Source organism: Bacillus sp. ISL-75 (assembly GCF_018613095.1).
Genome location: NZ_JAGGQX010000009.1, coordinates 27,018 through 48,453, shown reverse-complemented (window position 1 = coordinate 48,453; position 21,436 = coordinate 27,018). Strand labels below are relative to the sequence as shown.

Below are 21,436 nucleotides of genomic sequence, written 5' to 3'. Positions count from 1 at the left end.
TGAGAAACCTAATAATATGTAAGGGAGTATAAATCTTTGAAAAAACAAAACTATGAATTGATAAATGAAAAGATTAAACAAGCTTTCTTTAAAATGAAAAAAGAGCATCCTGAAAGATTTAAAAGAAGATTGAATTTATCATGGAGCAACTGGGGATTTGGAATTGAGTCCCTGGAAAGTTCAGTTGCTAGATTAAAAGAAAACGGAATAAACTATATTGAACTTCATGGAAATCATTATAGTGCTGATCTTGGGTATGACATTGAAGACACAATAAAAATTCTGAACAAATACGATATGAATGTTTCTGGTATTTGTGGAATGTTCTCCAAGGAAAATGACCTTTCCAGTAATCTGCCTATCAAGAGACAAGCCGCAATTGATTATATCAAAAGGGAATTAAAATTTACAAAAGCAGTAGGAGGACATTATTTATTAGTTGTACCCGGGGCAGTGGGAAGGCCGGAAGCTTATGATGAGTCTGAATTTGAAAGAAGTGTTCAGACATTACAAATTGTTGGGCACCTTTTTGACGAATATAATATAAAGGCAGCTGTTGAACCAATACGTTCAGCTGAAACAAGTTTTATTCATACAGTATCTGATGCCAAAAAATATATTAAAGCAGTAAATCGAAGTGGAATTAATCACATAAATGGTGATGTATATCACATGCACTCCGAAGAAACTCACATTGGTGAAGCAATTCTAGAGGCGGGGGAACAACTTGTAAATCTTCACATAGCCGATAGTAACAGGTGTGCTTTAGGTGAAGGTTTTCTGGATTTAGACACTATTATAATGGCACTATATTTAATTAGTTACAATCAGGAAGGCCGTTTTATTACAGCTGAACCTCTGGGTCCAGGAGGAGATCCATATCCGGCAATGAACTCCATTCCTGATCCTAAGAAATTGGATCATTTAGTTGCACAAACAGCTGCCTATTTTAGAAAGAGAGAAAATATACTTCTGGAAAGTAACTTCTTGATCCCAGAGGAGCCCCCTATCAAAATATATGGGCTATAAAGCCGATTAAATCGGTATAAAAAATCTCAGCGGAGTGAGTAGCTTGCTGAGATTTTTATTTTGATTTTTGGACATTTAAATACTAATCAAGATATTTAGTAAATTAGGAGAACTATTAAATTGTAAAACTATCATACTATAAGATCTTAGGTGGTACCAAATTTGAAATATTGGATTAAATTGCATGGAGTGCTGCCTTACTGGTGTTGGACTGCATGATGAGATTAAAAAGCTTGCAGATTTTATGTTTGCAAGCTTTTAATAGCGTTATAGGTGGCAAATAAGGACAATAAATTGGTCGAATCAAGTTATAGGAAAATCGCAGATTTCTAGTATCCTAGAGATAATAGTAAACGTTTCCAATCGAAGGGTGATATTAATGCAAAAATATAGTATAGCCGTAGATATCGGTGCCTCCAGTGGGAGACTAATCTTAGGATATCTTGAAAATGGGTTATTAAAGCTAGATGAAATCCATCGCTTTGAAAACAAAATAGTCAAAAAAGGTAATTCTTTTTGCTGGGAAGCAGATAAACTTTTTCAAGAAATTAAAGATGGACTGAAAAAATGTACTGAACTGGGCATTAAGCCAGATAGTATCGGGATTGATACGTGGGCAGTTGATTTTGTGTTATTGGATGAAAATAATGAGCTCTTAACCGAGGCCGTTTCTTATCGTGATCCTCGTACTGATGGGATGATGGAAGAAGTCTTCAAGCTTTTCTCCAAGGAAAGGATGTACTTGGAAACAGGCATTCAGTTCCAAAAGTTTAATACGATCTATCAACTATATTCTATCAAAAAAAATAATCCTGAAATTTTAGAAAAAGCAAAATCATTTTTAATGATTCCTGATTATTTCAACTATTTACTAACTGGAAAGAAAGCAAATGAATACACCAATGCTACATCGACCCAGTTGGTGAATGCATTTACGAAGAAGTGGGATGGGCAGCTACTGGGTGTCATGGGAATTAATAAAGAGATGTTCCAAGAGATTAGAACACCAGGAACAGTTCTGGGGAAACTTACTAACGAACTAGTTTCAGAGCTTGGATTTGATATGAAGGTCATTCTCCCAGCAACACATGATACAGGTTCTGCTGTTATATCAGTTCCGGAGCAGGATGATACCATCTACATCAGTTCTGGTACTTGGTCATTGATTGGAACCGAAAATTATTTTCCAATTTGTATTACAAAAGCATTGGACTATAATTTCACCAATGAAGGCGGAATCGATTATCAATACCGCTTTCTAAAAAATATCATGGGTCTTTGGATGATCCAGGAAGTAAAACGAAACTACAATGATGAATATTCCTTCGACAAGCTCGTAGATTTAGCGAGAGAAGCGAAAGATTTCAAATCAATCGTTAATGTGAACGATGAACGATTCCTAAAGCCAGATAACATGATTGAAGAAATCATGAACTATTGTATTGAAACCAAGCAGCCGTTACCAGCTACACCTGGTGAAGTCGCAAAATGTGTATTTGAAAGTTTAGCAGAAAGCTATCAGAAAGCTATTTCAGAAATTGAAGAAATCTTTGAAAAGAACTTTGAAAAAATAAATGTCATTGGCGGCGGCTGTCAAAATGAAATGCTCAATCAGCATATTGCTGATGTCACGGGTAAAGTGGTATATGCTGGACCTGTTGAAGCAACAGCAATTGGTAACATCGCCGCACAATTAATGGCTCTTGGGGAAATTGATGACATAAAAGAAGCACGTTCTATTATCAAAGATTCATTCGAAGTAAAAAAATTTGTACCTGCTCAGCAGGTAATCAGCTAAAACAGGAAGGAAGAATGAACATGTCAATCAAAGAAAACTATGAACTTGCCAAACAAGCCTATGCTAAATGGGGAGTCGATGTTGATGAAGCAGTAGAAAAGTTGAAAAGTGTACCAATTTCCATACATTGCTGGCAAGGTGATGATATTTGCGGATTTGAAGTAAACAAGAGCGAATTATCTGGCGGCATTGATATAACGGGAGACTATCCTGGGAAAGCAACTACACCTGAAGAACTAAGAAGTGACATAGAAAAGGCTCTATCACTTATCCCTGGTAAGCACCGCGTCAATTTACATGCGATCTATGCTGAAACAAATGGCGAAGTAGTTGAAAGAGATCAATTAGAACCAAAGCATTTTGAAAACTGGGTGAATTGGGCAAAAGAAAATGGACTTGGCTTAGATTACAACCCAACACTTTTCTCTCATCCAAAAGCATCTGATGGACTAACTCTATCACATCCAAATAAAGAAATCCGTGAATTCTGGATCAATCATTGTATTAGCAGCCGAAAGATTGCTGAGTATTTCGGAAGAGAGCTTGGGACACCTGCCTTAACAAACATTTGGATTCCAGATGGCTACAAAGATATTCCAAGTGACCGCCTGACTCCAAGAAAAAGATTAAAAGAATCATTAGATAAGATTTTTGCAGTGGAAACAGATGAGAACTATAACTTAGATGCGGTAGAAAGCAAGGTTTTTGGCATCGGCTCCGAATCATATGTGGTCGGTTCTCATGAATTTTATCTAAACTATGCCATGAAAAACAATAAATTGTGTCTATTAGATACTGGTCACTACCATCCAACAGAAACAGTATCAAACAAAATATCTTCTATGCTTTTATTTAGTGAAAAGCTCGCATTGCATGTTTCAAGACCTGTTCGCTGGGATAGTGACCATGTTGTTATTCTAGATGATGAACTAAAAGAAATCGCGCTTGAGATTGTTCGTAATGATGCCTTAAACCGCGTAATTATCGGACTAGATTTCTTTGATGCAAGTATCAATCGTGTTGCTGCTTGGACAATCGGCACACGTAACATGATCAAGGCTTTACTTTATGCAATGTTAGTACCAAATGAGTATTTAAAACAACTTCAAGAAGAAGGCAACTTTACCGAAAGATTAGCGTTAATGGAAGAATTCAAAACTTATCCATTTGGTTCTGTTTGGGATTACTACTGTGAAAAAATGGGTGTACCAGTAAAAGAATCTTGGTTAGAAGAAGTAAAAGCGTATGAGCAAGAAGTTTTATTAAAACGATAAGTTAAATAAAGAAAAAGCAGACTCATTAAGGGGTTGAAAGTTTCCTTTTTGAGTCTTCTTTTTTTAGTGGAGATGTTTGTTTTTCAAAAAAATGTGTTATAGTTATAACGAAAATACACAAAAAACAAAACAAACAAAAATAAAACATAGTTATTGGGTTGGGAAGGGGTAGAACAAGTGCTTGTAGCCGAGAGACAAAAAAAGATTGTGGAAATAGTTAATGAACGCTTAAGTATCCGGGTGACTGAGCTTAGCAAGATGTTCTCTGTAACAGAGGAAACGATTCGTCGTGATCTTGAGAAGCTTGAAAAAGAAAATCTATTAATGCGCAGCCATGGGGGTGCAGTAAGTATTGAAAAGGATCAAGGGGAGACCTCTTATTTAGAAAGGGAAATCACCAACGCTGCCGAGAAGAAAGCGATTGCTAGAGAAGCGATTCGATCTATCGAGCCGGGTGATCAAATTGTGTTAGATGCTAGTACAACGGCATGGTATGTGGCTAAGGAGCTCCCGGATATGCCACTCACAGTCCTTACAAATTCAATAAAGGTGGCCATCGAGCTTAGTAAAAAGGAACAAATAAAAGTGATTTCCACTGGAGGAACGTTATTGTCACAATCCCTTTCATATGTTGGGCCACTTGCTGAGCGCTCCCTTGCGATGTATCACGTTAACAAAGCCTTCCTTTCCTGTAAAGGGGTACATCTTGATAAAGGGCTAAGTGATTTTAATGAATTGCAAGCGTTATTAAAAAAGCAGATGATGGAAATAGCCGATGAAACCATTCTAATGGTTGATTCCAGCAAATTTGGGACTCGTGCTTTTTCGCATATTTCACCAGTTTCTAACATCGATTGCATTATTACCGATTCAAATATAAATGAAGAAACTAGAATCGAGTTGGAAGAAAAAAAGATAAAGTTAGTAATTATCAACTAGCAGGCCAGGTCCGGTCTGTTTTTTTATACACTTATTTCAAAAATTTTAAAGAAGAGACAGAAAAGGAAAATAAACTCTCCAGTCAGAAACATATCGAACGGTTACTTAGAATCACTTCCTACGTGAAAGAACATGAAATGTAAGCTGAAACAGGGCTAGAACAAGCCAAACATTAAAACGTGTATGGCTTGTTTGATTTGTCTCTGTGAGTTATTTTAATTTTTTTAAAAAGTCGGAATTTTGAAAGGAATTAGTCGGATTTACAGTAGGAAAGGGTTTTCATTTGTTTTATCTTTAATATAGAACAGACTATTTAAAATTTCTCCTGCAAATAAATCATTACAAAATAAGATTCGTAATGAAAAGAGGATGTGACAATGAAATGAAATATTCAAATCCAGTTATTAGCGGATTTCACCCTGATCCAAGTGTTTGCAGGGTTGGCAAAGATTATTATTTGGTTACCAGTTCGTTTGAATTTTTTCCAGGCATTCCGATTTTTCATAGTACCGATTTAGTTAACTGGAAACAGATTGGCCATGTATTGACGCGTGAAAGTCAGCTTCCGCTCACCCGCATTCATAGAATGGGACCTTCACAAGGAATATTTGCTCCAACAATCCGTTATCATAATGGACGCTTTTATGTGATTACAACCAATATCACAACAAATAAGAATTTTTATGTTCATGCCGAACAGCCAGAAGGTCCTTGGTCTGAGCCAATAGTCGTTGAGGGCTGGGGTGGAATTGATCCGTCCTTATATTTCGATGAAGATGGGAAAGTTTATTTGAGCGGAACAAGCTCTTTTGGTTCCAGTGAACCTGTAGGAATCTATCAGGCTGAGCTTGATATTGATTCTGGACAGCTGTTAACAGAGCGTCAGTTAATTTGGAAAGGAACAGGGGGCAGCTCTCCGGAAGGGCCGCATCTATATAAAATCAATGGATGGTATTATTTAATGATCTCGGAGGGCGGTACAGAATATGGCCATATGGTAACGATTGCAAGAAGCAGAAGTCCTTACGGGCCTTTTGAGAGCAATCCCAATAATCCAATCCTGTCGAATCGGAGTACTGATGAACCAATTCAAGCCACCGGTCATGCAGATTTTGTCCAAGCGGGGGACGGTACTTGGTGGTCTGTGTTTTTAGGGATCAGACCTGTGGGCTATCCAAAACGTCATCACCTTGGGCGTGAAACCAATCTTGCTTCAGTCCATTGGACAGAGGAAGGGTGGCCCATTATTGGTGCAGCAGGACGAGCAGAATTGGAGAATAGTGCTGGATCACATCCATTAGGCCAATCCCAGCCATGGCAGGAAAAAGAAAATTTTGATAACGCTTTCCTTTCGCCAGTTTGGAATTTTTACCGTAATCCGATTGCAAACTCTTGGTCAGTAACGGAACGATCTGGTTGGTTAACACTCCATGGTCAATCTTGCACATTGAATGATACGGGATCACCCACATTTGTTGGCTGCAGGCAGCAGCATTTTAACTGTGAGATTACGGCCCTTATGGAATTTATCCCAAATGAGGATGGAGAGGAAGCAGGTCTTACCGTATTTATGAACGAGAATTATCATTATGACATTGCTAGAACACTTAAGGAAGGAAAGTCTATTATATTATTCCGCCGCCGAATTGGCAGCCTGTGGAAGGTAGAAGCAGAAGTAGAGTATGACGAGCCGACCGTTGTCTTTGGAATTCAAGCAGATGACTTTAGTTTTACCTTTTCGTTTACATCCTCGAGTGGAGAAAAAATCACTTTGGGTAAAGGTGAAAGTTCTTTACTAGCAACTGAAGTTGCTGGCGGTTTTACGGGCTTATTTTTTGGAATGTATGCGACTGGAAATGGCAAGATTTCTACTGCACCTGCCCATTTCGATTATTTTAACTATATACCAGATGAAGATTCAAAACTTGATTTATTAACATCCTTAATAGGTGCAGTAGTAGATTAATAACTAATAAAGTTATCAGCCAATGAATGTTTTAAACGACGAATCTATAAAAAAAGGGGAAGTAAAAATGACAATGGAAATTGGATTAAATTTATTTTCAGTATTTAGAGAGTTAAACGAGGATTATTTCGGTACCTTAGAAAAGGTAGCTCAAATAGGGTACAAAAATATAGAGTTGATTTCTGCTAATTTTTCTACAGGCGAGCGCTTTACGGATACCTTTTCCCTTCCAGCCATCAAACAGAAGTTTGACGAGCTAGGATTAAAAGCGTTTGCAGCGCATGAAGGTGTTGCCCCTGGTAAAGCGTTACTAGATGCTGATTGGGAAAAGATTATTCAAGAAAATGCAACACTTGGATGTCAGTCGATTGTTTTCCCAATGGCTTTTATATCAGGCCGTGAGGATACCCTTCAAACAGCCGAACATCTAAATCAAATAGGAAAAAAGTGCAAAGAAGCGGGGATGAACTTTTACTATCATAACCATGCGCATGAGTTTAAGAGAATAGGAGAAACATCCTTATTTGAACTTCTAGTTGAAAATACCGATCCAGCGAACGTGAAATTTGAGCTAGACCTCGTTTGGGTTATGAGAGGCGGATATGATCCTCTTGCATTGCTTGAGAAATTGGGGAATCGCTGCGACATGATCCATCAGAAGGACTTAGGCAAACATGTAAATCCAGTTAGTATATTTACCGCATCGAGCCAAGAAGAAAGCAATGACCTGATGAAAATATATACAGAGTATGTGAAGCCAAATGATTTTGTCAATCTCGGAACTGGTATCGTTAATTTTCAAGAAACCTATCAAAAACTTAATGAATTGGGATACATCCGTTATGCAATTGTGGAAAACGAAGGACAGCTGGGAGATAAATTTACAAGCATTTCGGGGGATTTAACAGTAATGGAGAAATCTGTAAAAGGTCTTATCAAAAATTAATTAAGAGGAGTGTTCCTAATGTCTAAAAAGTTAAATATTGGAATCATCGGCTGTGGCGGAATTGCCAATCAAAAGCACATGCCTTCATTGGCAAAGCTTGGTCATTTAGGAGAAATGACTGCATTTTGCGACGTGGTAGAGGATAGAGCCGTTAAAGCAGCACAGCAATTTGGCACAGAAGAGGCAAAAGTTTATACCAATTATAAGGAGTTATTACAGGATGACTCGATTGATGTTGTACATGTACTTACTCCTAATCTGCAACACTCCTTTATCACTGTTGATGCACTAGAAGCAGGAAAGCATGTCATGTGCGAAAAGCCAATGGCCATCAATTCTAAAGAAGCCGAAGAAATGATTGATGCAGCCAATCGAACAGGAAAGAAGCTTACAATAGGTTACCAAAACCGTTTTCGTGATGACTCGGAAGTATTGTACAAAGCTTCAAGAGAAGGGGAATTCGGCGATATTTATTTTGCTAAGGCGCATGCCATTAGAAGAAGAGCGGTTCCTACATGGGGGGTGTTTCTTGATGTAGAACAACAAGGTGGCGGACCATTAATCGACATCGGTACACATGCATTGGATTTGACGCTTTGGTGTATGGACAATTACAAACCGCAATCTGTAACAGGTTCCGTTTTCCATAAGCTTGCAGATAAACATGAAGGAAATTTGTTCGGACCATGGGACCCAGAAACATATAGGGTAGAAGATTCAGCGTTTGGATTTATTAAAATGGAAAATGGGGCCACGATCATTTTAGAATGTTCTTGGGCATTAAATACAACGGATGTTCGAGAAGCAATGGCAACCTTATGTGGCACAGAAGGTGGTGCTGAAATGAAAGCATTACCAAATTCACCTACAAGTGAGTTAGTTTTCAATGGCACAAAATACGGGAAGTTGGTTGAAACGAAACCTGCCACAGGCGGAGGAATTGCTTATTTTGATGCAGGAGCAGAGGAGCCTGGAGTAAAAGAGGCGAGACAGTGGCTGGAATGCATTATTAATGATACAGAACCACTTGTTAAACCGGAACAAGCATTAGTTGTCACACAAATTTTAGAGGCGATATATACCTCAGCAAAGACAGGAAAAACAATAGACTTTTAACAAACGGGCAAACAAGAATAAGAAAATGGGGGATATTAGATCCTCCTTTTTCCTACCTGTTTCTGAGCAAAAAGGTGATCCTCTAATTAAAGGAGTAAAAAATTCGTGTCGAATACACCATCGTTATGGAACAAAACCTTTTTTATTATCATGTTTGCTAATGCATTTGCCTTTTTCGCATTTGATCTATTGCTGCCAACTCTCCCGCTCTTTTTGGCAAAACATGGGGGACTCGATATATCCCAAATAGGATTAATCATCGGGAGTTTTACTTTTTCAGCGATTATCATTCGTCCTTTTACTGAATTCTTTACCAATAAATTTGGAAAAAAGAAAACATTAGTAGTCTCCATCCTTATTTGTTTAATCTCCTCTCTAGGTTATTATTTTGGGACAAACTTCATCCTTGCACTTTCCATTCGTATTCTGCATGGTTTCGGTTTTGGTCTTGCTGTCACGATTCTTTCCACTTTAGCAGCGGAGATTATTCCAAAACAAAGAAGGGGCGAAGGGATGGGTATGCTTGGGAATGGTACAACGATTGCTTTAGCATTATCGCCATTTGTTGGGATATGGCTGTTTAATTCCTATAATCCAATCATATTATTCGGTACCGCAGGAGTTAGTTTACTAATCTTCCTGTTTTGTATTAGTTTCATTTCTTTCCCCGAAAGAGTGATCAATTCCAATCAAAAAGAAACATCATTCCTAAAATCATTGATTGAACCTTCTGCTATTTTTCCTAGCTTCTTGATGCTTTTATTTGGCATATGCATGGGTGGAGTCATTAGTTTTATGGCACTTTATGCAAAAGAGTTAGAGATTGAAGGAGTGGAATGGTTTTATTTTGTAAATACGGTTAGTGGATTCTTAATCCGTTTCATTTCAGGAAAAGTATTTGACCGTAAAGGACATGCTTGGGTGTTAGTTCCAAGTTCGATCTCAGTCATAATTGGTTTTGTATTAATATATCAAACTACTACTTTAAGTGATTTAATCATTGCTGCAATCCTATATGGGATGGGTACAGGATCATTGTTCCCTTCTCTCCAAGCCTGGGCACTGAATAATACGAAGCCTGAACGGTATACGAAAGTAACCGCCATGTTTTTTAATTCATTTGACTTAGGAATTGGAGGAGGGTCTGCCGTTCTTGGTTTGATTGCGGCAAAAACAAATTATGGTTCTATTTATTTGTTTTCAGCCTTCGTAATGGTATTTTTTCTCCTTGTCTATTGTTCCGTATTATTTTTAAACAAACAAAACATGGTGAGAATTCAGAAAAGAGCAAATTGAATATAGTGAGCAACTTTAGAAATGAAGATGGTCACTACTACACTGTTTTCAAGGAGGATTTTAAATGAAAGATGTTAAAACAAAAATCGATACTGAAGCTCATATCAAATATGTAGGAAATAACGGTGGACCAACGTTAGGATATTCCGAAACTTCTGGAGTTACTATCATCCAAAAAGATGGTCATTTTTTTAAGGATTTAAACAAAGATGGAAAAATAGATAAATATGAAGATTGGAGATTAACTCCTGAGGAGAGAGCAAAGGACCTTGCATCTAAAATGACAATTGAGCAAATCGCGGGACTCATGTTATATAGTAGGCATCAAGCCGTTCCTGCAGGGAGTAAGGGTTGGTTTGCTGGTACGTACGGGGGTAAGTCCTACGAAGAAAGCGGTGCAAATCCATGGGACTTAACCGATGAACAAATCGAGTTTCTTTCTAAAGATAATTTAAGGCATATCCTCGTAACTACGGTCGAAAGCCCTGAGACTGCTGTGCAATGGAATAATAATATTCAGGCTTTTGCAGAAGGGACAGGGCTTGGTATCCCAGCAAACAACAGCTCAGATCCACGCCATGGTTCAGATTCTAGTACCGAATTTAATGCAGGAGCGGGCGGCAACATTTCTATGTGGCCTGAGCCACTTGGTCTTGCGGCAACATTTAATCCAGAAGTGGCAGAAAGATTTGGGCAAATAGCCTCAAAGGAGTACCGGGCTTTAGGCATTACAACTGCATTATCGCCGCAAATTGATATTGCAACAGACCCGCGTTGGTTCCGTTTTAATGGAACCTTTGGTGAAGATTCACAGCTTTCCGCTGACATGGCTCAAGCTTATGTGGAAGGTTTTCAGAATTCAGAAGGTGATAAAGAAATTGCTGAGGGCTGGGGTTATAACAGTGTTAATGCAATGGTAAAACATTGGCCGGGAGGCGGCTCTGGCGAGAGTGGAAGGGATGCACACTATGGATATGGTAAGTTTGCCGTTTATCCAGGCGGCAACTTTGAAGAACATTTAATTCCATTTACTGAAGGTGCCTTTAACTTACCTGGAAAAACAAAGATGGCTTCTGCGGTCATGCCTTATTACACTATTTCAGTGGAACAAGATCCGGTAAATGGAGAAAATGTTGGTAACTCTTACAATTCTTACTTAATAAATGATTTGCTTCGAAAAAGATATGGTTATGATGGTGTTGTTTGCACGGATTGGATCATTACTGCCGATGAACCAGAGAATATTGATACGTTTGTCGGCGGGAAGCCATGGGGTGTTGAAAATCTGACCGTTGCACAACGGCATTATAAATTAATTTTGGCTGGGGTCGATCAATTCGGAGGGAATAATGAAGCGGGTCCGATCCTGGAAGCGTACCAAATGGGGATTGCTGAATATGGTGAGGCATGGATGCGAAAGCGCTTTGAAGAATCAGCAGTACGTTTATTAAAAAATATCTTCCGTCTAGGAATCTTTGAAAATCCTTATATAAAAGTGGAAGAAAGTGTTTATGAGGTTGGGAAACCAGAGTATATGCAGGAAGGATATGAAGCACAGCTTAAGTCTATGGTTATGTTGAAAAATAGGAATGGCATCCTGCCACTAAATAAAGAAAAAGTCGTCTATATCCCTAAAAAATATACACCTGCAGGCAAAGATTGGTTTGGTAATCCAACACCTGAAAAATTCGAATATCCAGTAAATATCGATGTTGCTAGGAAATATTTTAAGGTAACGGATAACCCTGAAGATGCAGATTTTGGATTGGTCTTTATTAGCACTCCTAAGTCCGGAACTGGTTATAGTCATGATGATGTAAAGGAAGGTGGAAATGGATACGTACCAATTAGCCTTCAATATAAACCCTATACGGCGATTTATGCTCGAGCAAAAAGTCTTGCTGGGGACGCTCGTGAGGGTGATGTTTTAAACCGATCGTACAAAGGAAAAACGGTGACTCCAAGTAATACCAAGGATTTGGATATGGTGGTAGAAACAGTTGATGCAATGAAAGGAAAACCGGTAATTGTTTCGCTTCTTCTATCGAACCCGACAGTGGTGGATGAATTTGAAAAGAATGTCGATGCTATTATTGCGAATTTTGGGGTTCAGGATCAAGCTATTTTTGATATTTTAACAGGCGGAGCTGAGCCTTCGGGTCTTCTGCCAATGCAAATGCCTGCTAACATGAAAACCGTCGAAGATCAATTGGAAGATGTGGCACATGACATGGAGTGTCATGCAGACTCTGAAGGTCATGTGTATGACTTCGCATTTGGTCTTAATTGGGCTGGCAGGATTCAAGATGATAGAACAAAAAAATATCAAAAAACCAAATAGAAAAAAGTTAAGAATGAAACTCGAAAAATGAAGAGGAGATGAAAGCCGCATGAAGTCGTTTCAAAACTTAAGCCCATTATTAAAAAGTTTTGTGGAAAGGGGGCCTGTTGGCTGCGCCTGTTCTGTTATGCACCATGGAGAAAAGGTATTTGAAGAGTACATTGGCTATGCTGATTTAGAAACGAAAAAACCTGTTTCTACCGATACGATTTTCCGGATCCACTCCATGACAAAGATCGTTACATGTACAGCTGCCATGATCTTATATGAACGAGGGCTGTTTTTGTTAAATGACCCGCTCGAGGAATATTTACCTGAATTCAAAAATCCACATGTCTACCGGACTGCTGAAGAAGGAGAACAGATTATAAAGCCTGCATCAAATTCTATCAGGGTCAAAGATCTGTTCACGATGTCATCCGGTTTAAGTTATAGCTGGGGAACAACGGAACAGGAAAGCGAGGTAAGGAAAGTAGAGGAACGTTTAAATAGTCAAGATGATTTTACCGAAGAAACCTATATTCGCGCACTTTCTAAAGCACTAAGTACGATTCCGCTAGCCTTTGATTCCGGAACTGGCTGGAAGTATGGATACAGCCATGATGTTTTAGGGGCACTAATAGAAGTGGTTTCTGGAAAGACACTTGGCCAATTCTTGAATGAGGAAATTTTTCAACCTTTATCAATGCATAACACATTCTTCAATCTACCCGATGAGAAAAAAGAGTCTCTCTCTAGCTTTTACATCCGGAATGAAGAAGGCAATCTAATTAAAAGCTCAGATATGTTTCCTAAAGTAAATACTCACTTTGAAAGTGGAGGTGGAGGGCTTTTCTCTACTCTAAATGATTATAGTCAATTTGCCCATATGTTAGCCAGTGGAGGAGAAATGAATGGCAATCGAATTATAGGAAGAAAAACCATCGAGCTGATGTCAACGAATCATCTAAACTCCCAGAATTCCTTGGATTTTAATTGGGATCGTCTGGCCGGATATGGCTATGGACTTGGAGTACAGGTAATGATGAATCCACCATTATCAGGCAGTAACAGCCCTGTTGGTGAATTTGGCTGGAACGGAATGTCGGGAGCTTGGGTAACAATCTGTCCAACAGAAAGGCTTTCGGCCGTTTATATGCAGCAAATGCTCCCAAACTTTGAGGATTATCAGCAGCCAAGACTACGATCTGTTATTTATGGAGCACTATGAGCCTAAAAAATAAGTCTTGGGTGAAAATTGCTCAAGGCTTTTTGTTTTTCATTAAATTCCTATAATAATAAGAGTATGATTCTTTTATGAAATTCTTTTTCTTTTTTTATTTATATAATAGAATATTTCTATTTTTCGATGAATATTACCATACATCTAGTTAGAAATTAATATAATTAGATTGTAAATCCGAAAACGCTTTCTATTAATTAGATCGTAACTAATAGCCGTGAGTAAAAAATAGCTCTCGGCCTTTTATTATTGACTATCTCTTATTTTAGAAGGATTCCCTTAGTAAGCCTTTTTTTTTAAATGGACTCTTCAGAATATTTTTAATTTATATTGTATAATTGGAATTACATTTTAGAGAGTTTACAACTGGAGGATCACTATGGGAAAAATGAAACTAGTTTTCAATTCGTTACTGTTTAAACTCTTTTTGAGTGTGTTTTTAATTATTGGACCATTAATTGTCGTTCACATTGTAAATAACTACTATGCGGTCGAAGTTATCAGGAGCCAGGTGGCCCAGTCAAACAAAAATATGCTGAATATTTATATGGACCAAATCGACCGAAATTTGGAAGGTGTTGGAAACTATATTTTTCAAATTACACAAAACAATACAGATTTATATTTTCTTCAATATAATGAAACGATAGATCCCAATGATTATGAAGAAGCAAAGATACGTTTATTTAATTCTATTACCAATCAGTCTTATTTCTACACTGCCATCGATTCCATTTTTATTTATTCAGATGCGTATAAGGATTTCCTTTTTACACAAAAATCCGCTGACAATTATTTTGAACGGTATGAAGCAAGAGACGAAATTTACCAGATGTTCGAGAAAAACCCGGAGCAGCTTAGAGAGGGGAAATGGAATATATGGAAGGGAGAAAAAAATTATTACTTGCTTCAATACTATAAAGTAGATGGAGTATATGTAGGCGCCTGGGTGAATATGGACAAGCTTATTACGCCGTTTAAATATATTGATTTTGGAGATACAGGAAGAGCCTTGTTGGCAACTTCCGACCTAAAACCGATTACAAATAAGAAATTTATTGAAAAGGAAAAAATAGATTTATCGATTAAGAAGGAAAAGTATATTATTACTGGGAAAAATAACCGTTTTGTTTTAATGAAAAAAAAATCATCACAAAGTGATTTCTATCTTGCAGCATTGATACCTGAAAGAGAAATCCTAGAGAAACTACCATTTTTACAAAGAATATCGTCGGTTATTACTTTTTTAGCCGTGTTGTTCTTACTATATTTTATCTTCATCATGAGAAAGGTATTTCTTCAACCAATTAATCGAATTGTCGCCGCTATGAAAAAACTACGACAAGGAGATTTAGATATTCGTCTTCCCATCCATCGAAATTCTACTGAGTTTGAGGTGATGAATGGTACCTTCAATCATATGATTTCTGAGATTAAGGATCTAAAAATAAATGTATATGAGGAAAAGCTAAATCTTCAAAGAGCGGAATTAAAACATTTACAGCTGCAAATCAACCCGCACTTTTTCCTTAATTCATTAAATATTATCTATAATCTAGCTACGGTTAAGGATTTTGCAGTCATCCAAGAGATGGCAAAATGTCTGGCCAATTACTTTCGTTTTATGTTTCGGAGTAATTCGTATTTTGTTAGCTTAGAAGATGAACTAAAACATACGGAAAATTACTTGAAAATTCAACAGCTCAGATTTCCCGATACATTTAAGTATTCTGTTGAATCACCACCAGAGCTTTTAGAATGTAAGATTCCTCCGCTTGTCATTCAAACGATGGTGGAAAATTCAATTAAACATGCCTTTAATCTAGATGACCCGCTTGATATTTTAATAGTGGTAAAAAAGAATGAGAACCCTGGGTTTATAAGTATAAAAATTCAAGATACAGGTGATGGATTCCCTGAGGATGTTTTACGCAGTTTGAAAGAAGACGAATCTTTAACTAATGAGGAAGGAGAGCGTATTGGAATATGGAACGTTAAACAAAGACTAAGTTTGTTATATGGAGAAAAATCAAACATACATTTTTCGAATGATCCAGGCAAAGGGGCGACTGTTTGGATACAAATTCCGAACGATATAATCTAAGTCAAGAGGGTGGGTATGGTTTATGAATCAATTTCAGGTTCTAATAGTTGATGATGAAATTCATTCCATTAGGGGTGTCCAGGCTGGTGTGAATTGGGAAAAGCATGATATCTCTTCTGTTTTTACAGCTAATAACTTAAGACAAGCTCAAGAAGTGTTTTTAAATAACAAAGTTGATTTGTTATTATGTGATATTGAAATGCCTAGAGGCTCTGGAATTGACTTGCTAAAGTGGGTGCGCGAACACTTCCCAATGACTGAAGCGATTTTTTTAACCTGTCATTCAGACTTCTCTTATGCAAAGCAAGCTCTGGAATTGAAAAGCTTTAATTATTTATTAAAACCCGTCGATTATCAAGAACTTGAAGAAGTTATTCATAGCGCATTGGGGAAAATCAAAAAGGATCAAGAAACAAGAATGGTAGAGGAATCTTACCTTCAATTGAAAAAGTCCCACCATTCAGTCATGCAAGAACGTTTCTGGTTAGATCTTATTAATCAAGCTTTCCCAACAACCAAAGATCAAATTGAAAAACAAATGAAGAATTATCATTTATCCTATTCAGAATTAACTACTTTTCTACCCATTTTATTTCATGTTCAGCAATGGAAAGAGGAACTATCTGTCCATGAAGAAAAGGTGAGCGAATATGCTCTTCATAAAGCACTGGGTGAAGTAATCGAAAAGAATAATATGGATGGTTATGTAATTAATGTAGAAATTGGCTATGTCTTAGTGATTATTGCATTAGTAGAGCCAATCAACCTGAAGGAGTTTAATGAAAATTGTAATCACTTTATTTCACAATTCGCTCAGTTTTTTTCTTGTGAACTTTGTGGCTACATTGGAAATCAGGTTCCGATTGAAGAATTAGTAGGGATGGTCCATACATTACAGGAATTTGATCGCAATAATGTAACGGTAAGTAACCAGACAATTAAATGTAACAATAAGAAAAAATGTTTATGCACTTCCCCGATGCTTCCTTCCGCGGAATGGACGAGTCTAATGAAAAATGGTCCAAAAGAAAGGTTTTTAGATGCGGTCAATCAGTATTTTACTGATTGGAAAAAATCGGATGGAAATATAACAGCTCAATCCCTTCAATTGTTTTATCAAGATTTTTTGCAATTAATCTTTTATGTTCTTCAGGTAAAAGGAATTCAAGCCAATCAGGTTTATTCACAAAATCTGCTGACTGAAAAACCAAAAAGAGTATTGAAATCATTGAACTCTCTCCAAGAATGGGTCATATATATTGCCGATGTTGCCATGAACCAGCTCCATCAGCCTCAAGAAAAAGGATCAGTGGTGGACATAGTAAAAAATTATATTAATCATCATCTAGGAGAACAGCGGTTAACTCGTGATGAAATTGCAAATTATGTCTATTTAAATCCAGATTATTTAACAAGATTATTTAAAAAACAAACAGGTTTATCCATTTCGGACTATTTGCAGCAGAAGCGTATTGAATACGCCAAAAACCTGTTAATAGAAACCAATCTGCCTGTAAGTGAAGTGGCATTATCTGCAGGTTATTCTAATTTTTCCTATTTTTCTACTATATTCAAGAAATCAACTCAATTAAATCCGATGGAATATCGAAAAAAGTCGTTTTTTTCAGAAAAGTCGGAATAACGAAAATAAAAGGTCGTATTTTTAGTAAGTGTTTTTTAAGCCAACCTCTATACTAAAACTAGATGAGTGGTAACGCTTTCAACAAGAGTTATCATAGAATCAACTAGATTATAAGGGGGAAAGAATGGATGAAATTTTTTAAGACATTTTCAAGGTTTTTACTGATTGTAATGTCAGCAGTTTTAGTATTGGCTGGCTGTAGTTCAAAGGAAAGCAGTTCAAGTACAAAGGACGATACGAACTCGAAGGGGCAGCCAAATGAGCTTAACATGGCGTATATGAACTTTACGAATATAGAAGATCTTCCTTTAGTTCAGGAAGAAATTAATAAAATTGCTAAAAAGAAGATTAATGCTACTGTGAAATTAGTCCCGATTAATGCAGCGAACTATCAACAGCAAACAAACTTAATGCTGACTGGAAATGAAAAACTTGATCTGGTTGTTTCGTCAGCTTTTTTTGGTTACAACACACAAGCCACAAAAGGACAACTTGTTGCATTAGATGATCTGCTTAAATCAAATGGAAAAGGTATTTTGGAAGTTGTTCCAAAAAATCTTCTAGAGGGTAACAAGGTAAACGGTAAAATATATGGAATTCCTAGTATTAGAGACTGGGGCTCTTATTATGGATTTATTATGAGAAAAGATATAGTAGATAAATATAAGATTGATCTTTCTCAAATAAAAACATTTGCTGATTTGGAAAATGTTTTTAAAATTGTCAAAGAGAAAGAACCAACTTTAACTCCTATTGTAAACGCAGGAACTATATCGGTTGCTTCCATCATTGCAGGTGGAAAATTTGACATTCTTGGGGACAACCTAGGAGTAGTATCCTTTAAAGACAAGAAAATCGACAATATGTTTGAAGAACCTGAATATGTTGATGCGGTCCAGTTAGCCAGAAAGTGGTTCAAAGCCGGTTATATCATGAAGGATTCAGCAACGTCACAAGAAGTTGCGGCGAACATTGTGAAGGCAAATAAAGGATTTGGCTATTTCTCTCATATGAAACCAGGCTTTGAAGTACAAGAAAAAGGTATTACTGGACATGAAATGGTATCTGTGAAATTGACGGATGTATATTCGTATACCGATGCTGCAACAGGCTTTAATTTGTCCATTGCCAGAAACAGTCAGAATCCTGAAAAAGCAATGGAATTTATCAATTTACTTTACACAGATAAAGAGATTATGAATTTACTTGATAACGGTATTGAAGGGAAACATTATGCAGTTAAATCTGATGGTGTCATTACATTGCCAAAAGGTGTAAAAGACTCCAAATATGTATTTGGCCAATGGCAAATCGGTAATAACTTCCTGACATACCCTTGGGAAGGAAATCCAGCGAATTATTGGGAAGTTATGAAAAAACATAATGATTCAGCGATATTTTCTCCGGCATTTGGTTTTACATTTAATCCAGATCCTGTGAAAACAGAAATTGCGGCATCGACGAACGTATTAAATCAGTATAAATTAGGTATTGAATCTGGTACTTTAGATCCGGAGAAAAGTTTAAAGGAATTTAATAAGAAACTTAAAGCATCCGGCATTGATAAAATTATTGCAGAAAAACAAAAACAGTTTGATAAGTGGAAAGAAAAGAAATAAGAACGAAGAGAAGAGAGCTAGTGTAGATCTAGTTCTCTTTTTTTATAAATCCATAGATTTAAAATGGCTAAAAAACTGAATTAAATATATTCTGAAAAGTCGGATAAACAAAAATAAGAAGTCGTATTATGGATAGTAACAAATTTACTAGTCTAATAGAATAAGTATATAAGCAGGAAGGATAGTTTTTGTAAGCGGAAACATTTTATGAGAACAAGGGGGAATGGGGATGTCAGAAGTTACAGTAAAGCCATTAAGTAAGGAGGTCCATGCTGCAACTGGGAAAAAAACGAGTGTTAGAATGATGAAATTTAAAAGGTACCTGCCATTATTTATTATGATGCTGCCTGGCTTAATTTACTTATTGATCAATAATTATTTACCAATGTTTGGCCTTATGATTGCTTTTAAAGATATTAACTATGCTAAAGGAATATTCGGCAGTGATTGGATTGGATTTAAAAACTTTGAATATTTGTTTAGTACAAGAGATGCCTTTGTTATTACCCGGAATACCATTTTCTACAATGGAGGATTTATAATCTTAAATACGATATTGGCCATCGGTGTAGCGATCATGTTAAATGAGATTAAAAATAAGCTGGCGAAAAGCTTTTACCAAAGTGTCATCCTATTGCCATTCTTAATCTCAATGGTTATTGTCAGTTATTTAGGCTTTGCCTTTCTTAGCGAAGATGTTGGTTACCTGAACAAAACGATTTTACCGTTTCTTGGGCTTGATAGTGTTTCATGGTATAACGAAGCAAAATTTTGGCCATATATTTTAACCTTCATCAATATGTGGAAGGGTGTCGGTTTCTTGTGCGTCATTTACTTAGCCGCGATTATCGGGATCGACCAAGAATACTATGAAGCAGCCACTTTAGATGGGGCAAATAAATGGCACCAAATCATTCACATTACCCTTCCATCAATTATGCCTGTGATTATCATGATGACTTTATTAGGGATAGGACGCATTTTTTACTCCGATTTCGGCTTGTTCTATCAAGTGCCAATGAATTCAGGTGCTATTTATGACACGACGAATGTTATTGATACCTATGTTTACCGTGGATTAATGCAGCTCGGGGATATCGGGATGTCAGCTGCAGCAGGTTTATATCAATCGATCGTCGGATTTGTCCTCGTATTATTATCAAATTATCTCGTTCGTAAAAAAAGTAAAGATAATGCATTATTTTAAGCTGGAGGTCGAAAGAGATGTATAAATCTGATCGAATAACACAATGGGTTTCTCATATCTTTTTAATCATACTTGCGGCAGGAAGCATCATTCCGTTTATCATTCTTTTATCTTCTTCTTTGAACAGTGAAGCAGCCATCATGAAAGAAGGATATTCCTTTATTCCCAAGGAGATTAGCTTTGATGCTTATAATTACCTGCTAAATAATTCATCTAGTATATTAAGGGCTTATGGAATCACCATCATTGTAACTGTATTTGGAACCTTTGTAAGCTTGGCGATGACTTCGTTTTTGGCATATGCGCTCTCTCGACGAGATTTACCCTATAAAAACGTTTTTGCTTTTCTGGTTTTCTTTACTCTATTGTTCAATGGTGGACTTGTTCCGACCTATCTCGTTTATACGCAAGTATTTGATATTAAAAACACCATTTGGGCACTAATAGTCCCAGGGTTACTCATGAACGGATTTAACGTATTGTTGATGAGGACATTCTTTATGACTTCTATTCCAGAACCAGTTATTGAATCAGCACGCATGGATGGTGCAGGTGAATTTAGAACCTTCTTCTCTATCATTCTGCCGCTCTCACTGCCAATTCTGGCAACGATTGGATTACTTCAAACGATCATTTATTGGAATGATTGGTTTAATGGACTGATCTATATCACTGAACCGTCATTATTTAGTATCCAAAACATCTTAAACAGGATGTTATCAGACATTCAGTTTTTAGCAAGCAGCAATCTAGGCACAAACGCTAGCCAGGCTGCTTCGCAAGTTCCTACAACAGGTGTACGGATGGCGATTGCCGTTATCGGTGTCCTGCCGATACTAATTGCTTATCCATTCTTCCAAAAATACTTGGTAAAAGGGATTGCCTTAGGTTCCGTTAAAGGTTGATTGATTTAAATTAATACCCATGGAGGGCTGAT

Annotated in this window: 15 protein-coding genes; all 15 read left to right on the top strand. The window is 37.0% G+C overall.

The genetic code is table 11. The features are described from left to right. Positions 1 to 36 precede the first annotated feature (36 nt). The 15 genes from J7E63_RS02620 to J7E63_RS02550 all read left to right on the top strand — a co-directional run bounded on the left by J7E63_RS02620 (position 37) and on the right by J7E63_RS02550 (position 21,404). Positions 37 to 1,029 carry a sugar phosphate isomerase/epimerase family protein gene (locus J7E63_RS02620; protein ID WP_215010168.1) on the top strand — a complete coding sequence of 331 codons (993 nt, stop codon included), beginning with the start codon at positions 37 to 39 and terminating at the stop codon, positions 1,027 to 1,029. A gap of 379 nt (positions 1,030 to 1,408) precedes the next feature. After that, entirely contained in the window at positions 1,409 to 2,827 is a 1,419-nt protein-coding gene (gene rhaB / locus J7E63_RS02615; protein WP_215010167.1) for a rhamnulokinase, read from the top strand. Positions 2,828 to 2,847: 20 nt separating this feature from the next. Beyond that, entirely contained in the window at positions 2,848 to 4,101 is a 1,254-nt protein-coding gene (gene rhaA / locus J7E63_RS02610) for an L-rhamnose isomerase (protein WP_215010166.1), read from the top strand. Between the two features lie 177 nt (positions 4,102 to 4,278). After that, a complete protein-coding gene (locus tag J7E63_RS02605; protein WP_215010165.1) occupies positions 4,279 to 5,040 on the top strand; it encodes a DeoR/GlpR family DNA-binding transcription regulator in 762 nt (253 codons plus the stop codon). A 382-nt stretch (positions 5,041 to 5,422) separates the two neighbouring features. Continuing rightward, on the top strand, positions 5,423 to 7,006 hold the full coding sequence (locus tag J7E63_RS02600) for a glycoside hydrolase family 43 protein (protein WP_215010164.1): 1,584 nt from the start codon (positions 5,423 to 5,425) through the stop codon (positions 7,004 to 7,006). A gap of 67 nt (positions 7,007 to 7,073) precedes the next feature. Beyond that, positions 7,074 to 7,952 carry a sugar phosphate isomerase/epimerase family protein gene (locus tag J7E63_RS02595; protein ID WP_215010163.1) on the top strand — a complete coding sequence of 293 codons (879 nt, stop codon included), beginning with the start codon at positions 7,074 to 7,076 and terminating at the stop codon, positions 7,950 to 7,952. 18 nt (positions 7,953 to 7,970) lie between these two features. Next, positions 7,971 to 9,068 carry a Gfo/Idh/MocA family protein gene (locus J7E63_RS02590; protein WP_215010162.1) on the top strand — a complete coding sequence of 366 codons (1,098 nt, stop codon included), beginning with the start codon at positions 7,971 to 7,973 and terminating at the stop codon, positions 9,066 to 9,068. A 105-nt stretch (positions 9,069 to 9,173) separates the two neighbouring features. After that, positions 9,174 to 10,364 carry an MFS transporter gene (locus J7E63_RS02585; protein WP_215010161.1) on the top strand — a complete coding sequence of 397 codons (1,191 nt, stop codon included), beginning with the start codon at positions 9,174 to 9,176 and terminating at the stop codon, positions 10,362 to 10,364. Between the two features lie 64 nt (positions 10,365 to 10,428). Next, positions 10,429 to 12,705 carry a glycoside hydrolase family 3 protein gene (locus J7E63_RS02580; protein WP_215010160.1) on the top strand — a complete coding sequence of 759 codons (2,277 nt, stop codon included), beginning with the start codon at positions 10,429 to 10,431 and terminating at the stop codon, positions 12,703 to 12,705. Between the two features lie 49 nt (positions 12,706 to 12,754). Beyond that, positions 12,755 to 13,915: a serine hydrolase domain-containing protein gene (locus J7E63_RS02575; RefSeq protein WP_215010159.1), complete on the top strand. Its 1,161-nt coding sequence runs from the start codon at positions 12,755 to 12,757 to the stop codon at positions 13,913 to 13,915. Between the two features lie 391 nt (positions 13,916 to 14,306). Continuing rightward, positions 14,307 to 16,031: a sensor histidine kinase gene (locus tag J7E63_RS02570; RefSeq protein WP_215010158.1), complete on the top strand. Its 1,725-nt coding sequence runs from the start codon at positions 14,307 to 14,309 to the stop codon at positions 16,029 to 16,031. Positions 16,032 to 16,053: 22 nt separating this feature from the next. Continuing rightward, a complete protein-coding gene (locus J7E63_RS02565) occupies positions 16,054 to 17,673 on the top strand; it encodes a response regulator transcription factor (protein WP_215010157.1) in 1,620 nt (539 codons plus the stop codon). Between the two features lie 128 nt (positions 17,674 to 17,801). Beyond that, positions 17,802 to 19,292, top strand: coding sequence for an ABC transporter substrate-binding protein (locus J7E63_RS02560; protein WP_215010156.1), 1,491 nt, complete (start codon positions 17,802 to 17,804; stop codon positions 19,290 to 19,292). A gap of 301 nt (positions 19,293 to 19,593) precedes the next feature. Continuing rightward, complete coding sequence (locus tag J7E63_RS02555) at positions 19,594 to 20,499, top strand: ABC transporter permease (protein ID WP_251033345.1); 906 nt, start codon at positions 19,594 to 19,596, stop codon at positions 20,497 to 20,499. A gap of 17 nt (positions 20,500 to 20,516) precedes the next feature. Then, positions 20,517 to 21,404 carry a carbohydrate ABC transporter permease gene (locus J7E63_RS02550; RefSeq protein ID WP_098932939.1) on the top strand — a complete coding sequence of 296 codons (888 nt, stop codon included), beginning with the start codon at positions 20,517 to 20,519 and terminating at the stop codon, positions 21,402 to 21,404. The last annotated feature ends 32 nt before the right edge of the window (positions 21,405 to 21,436 follow it).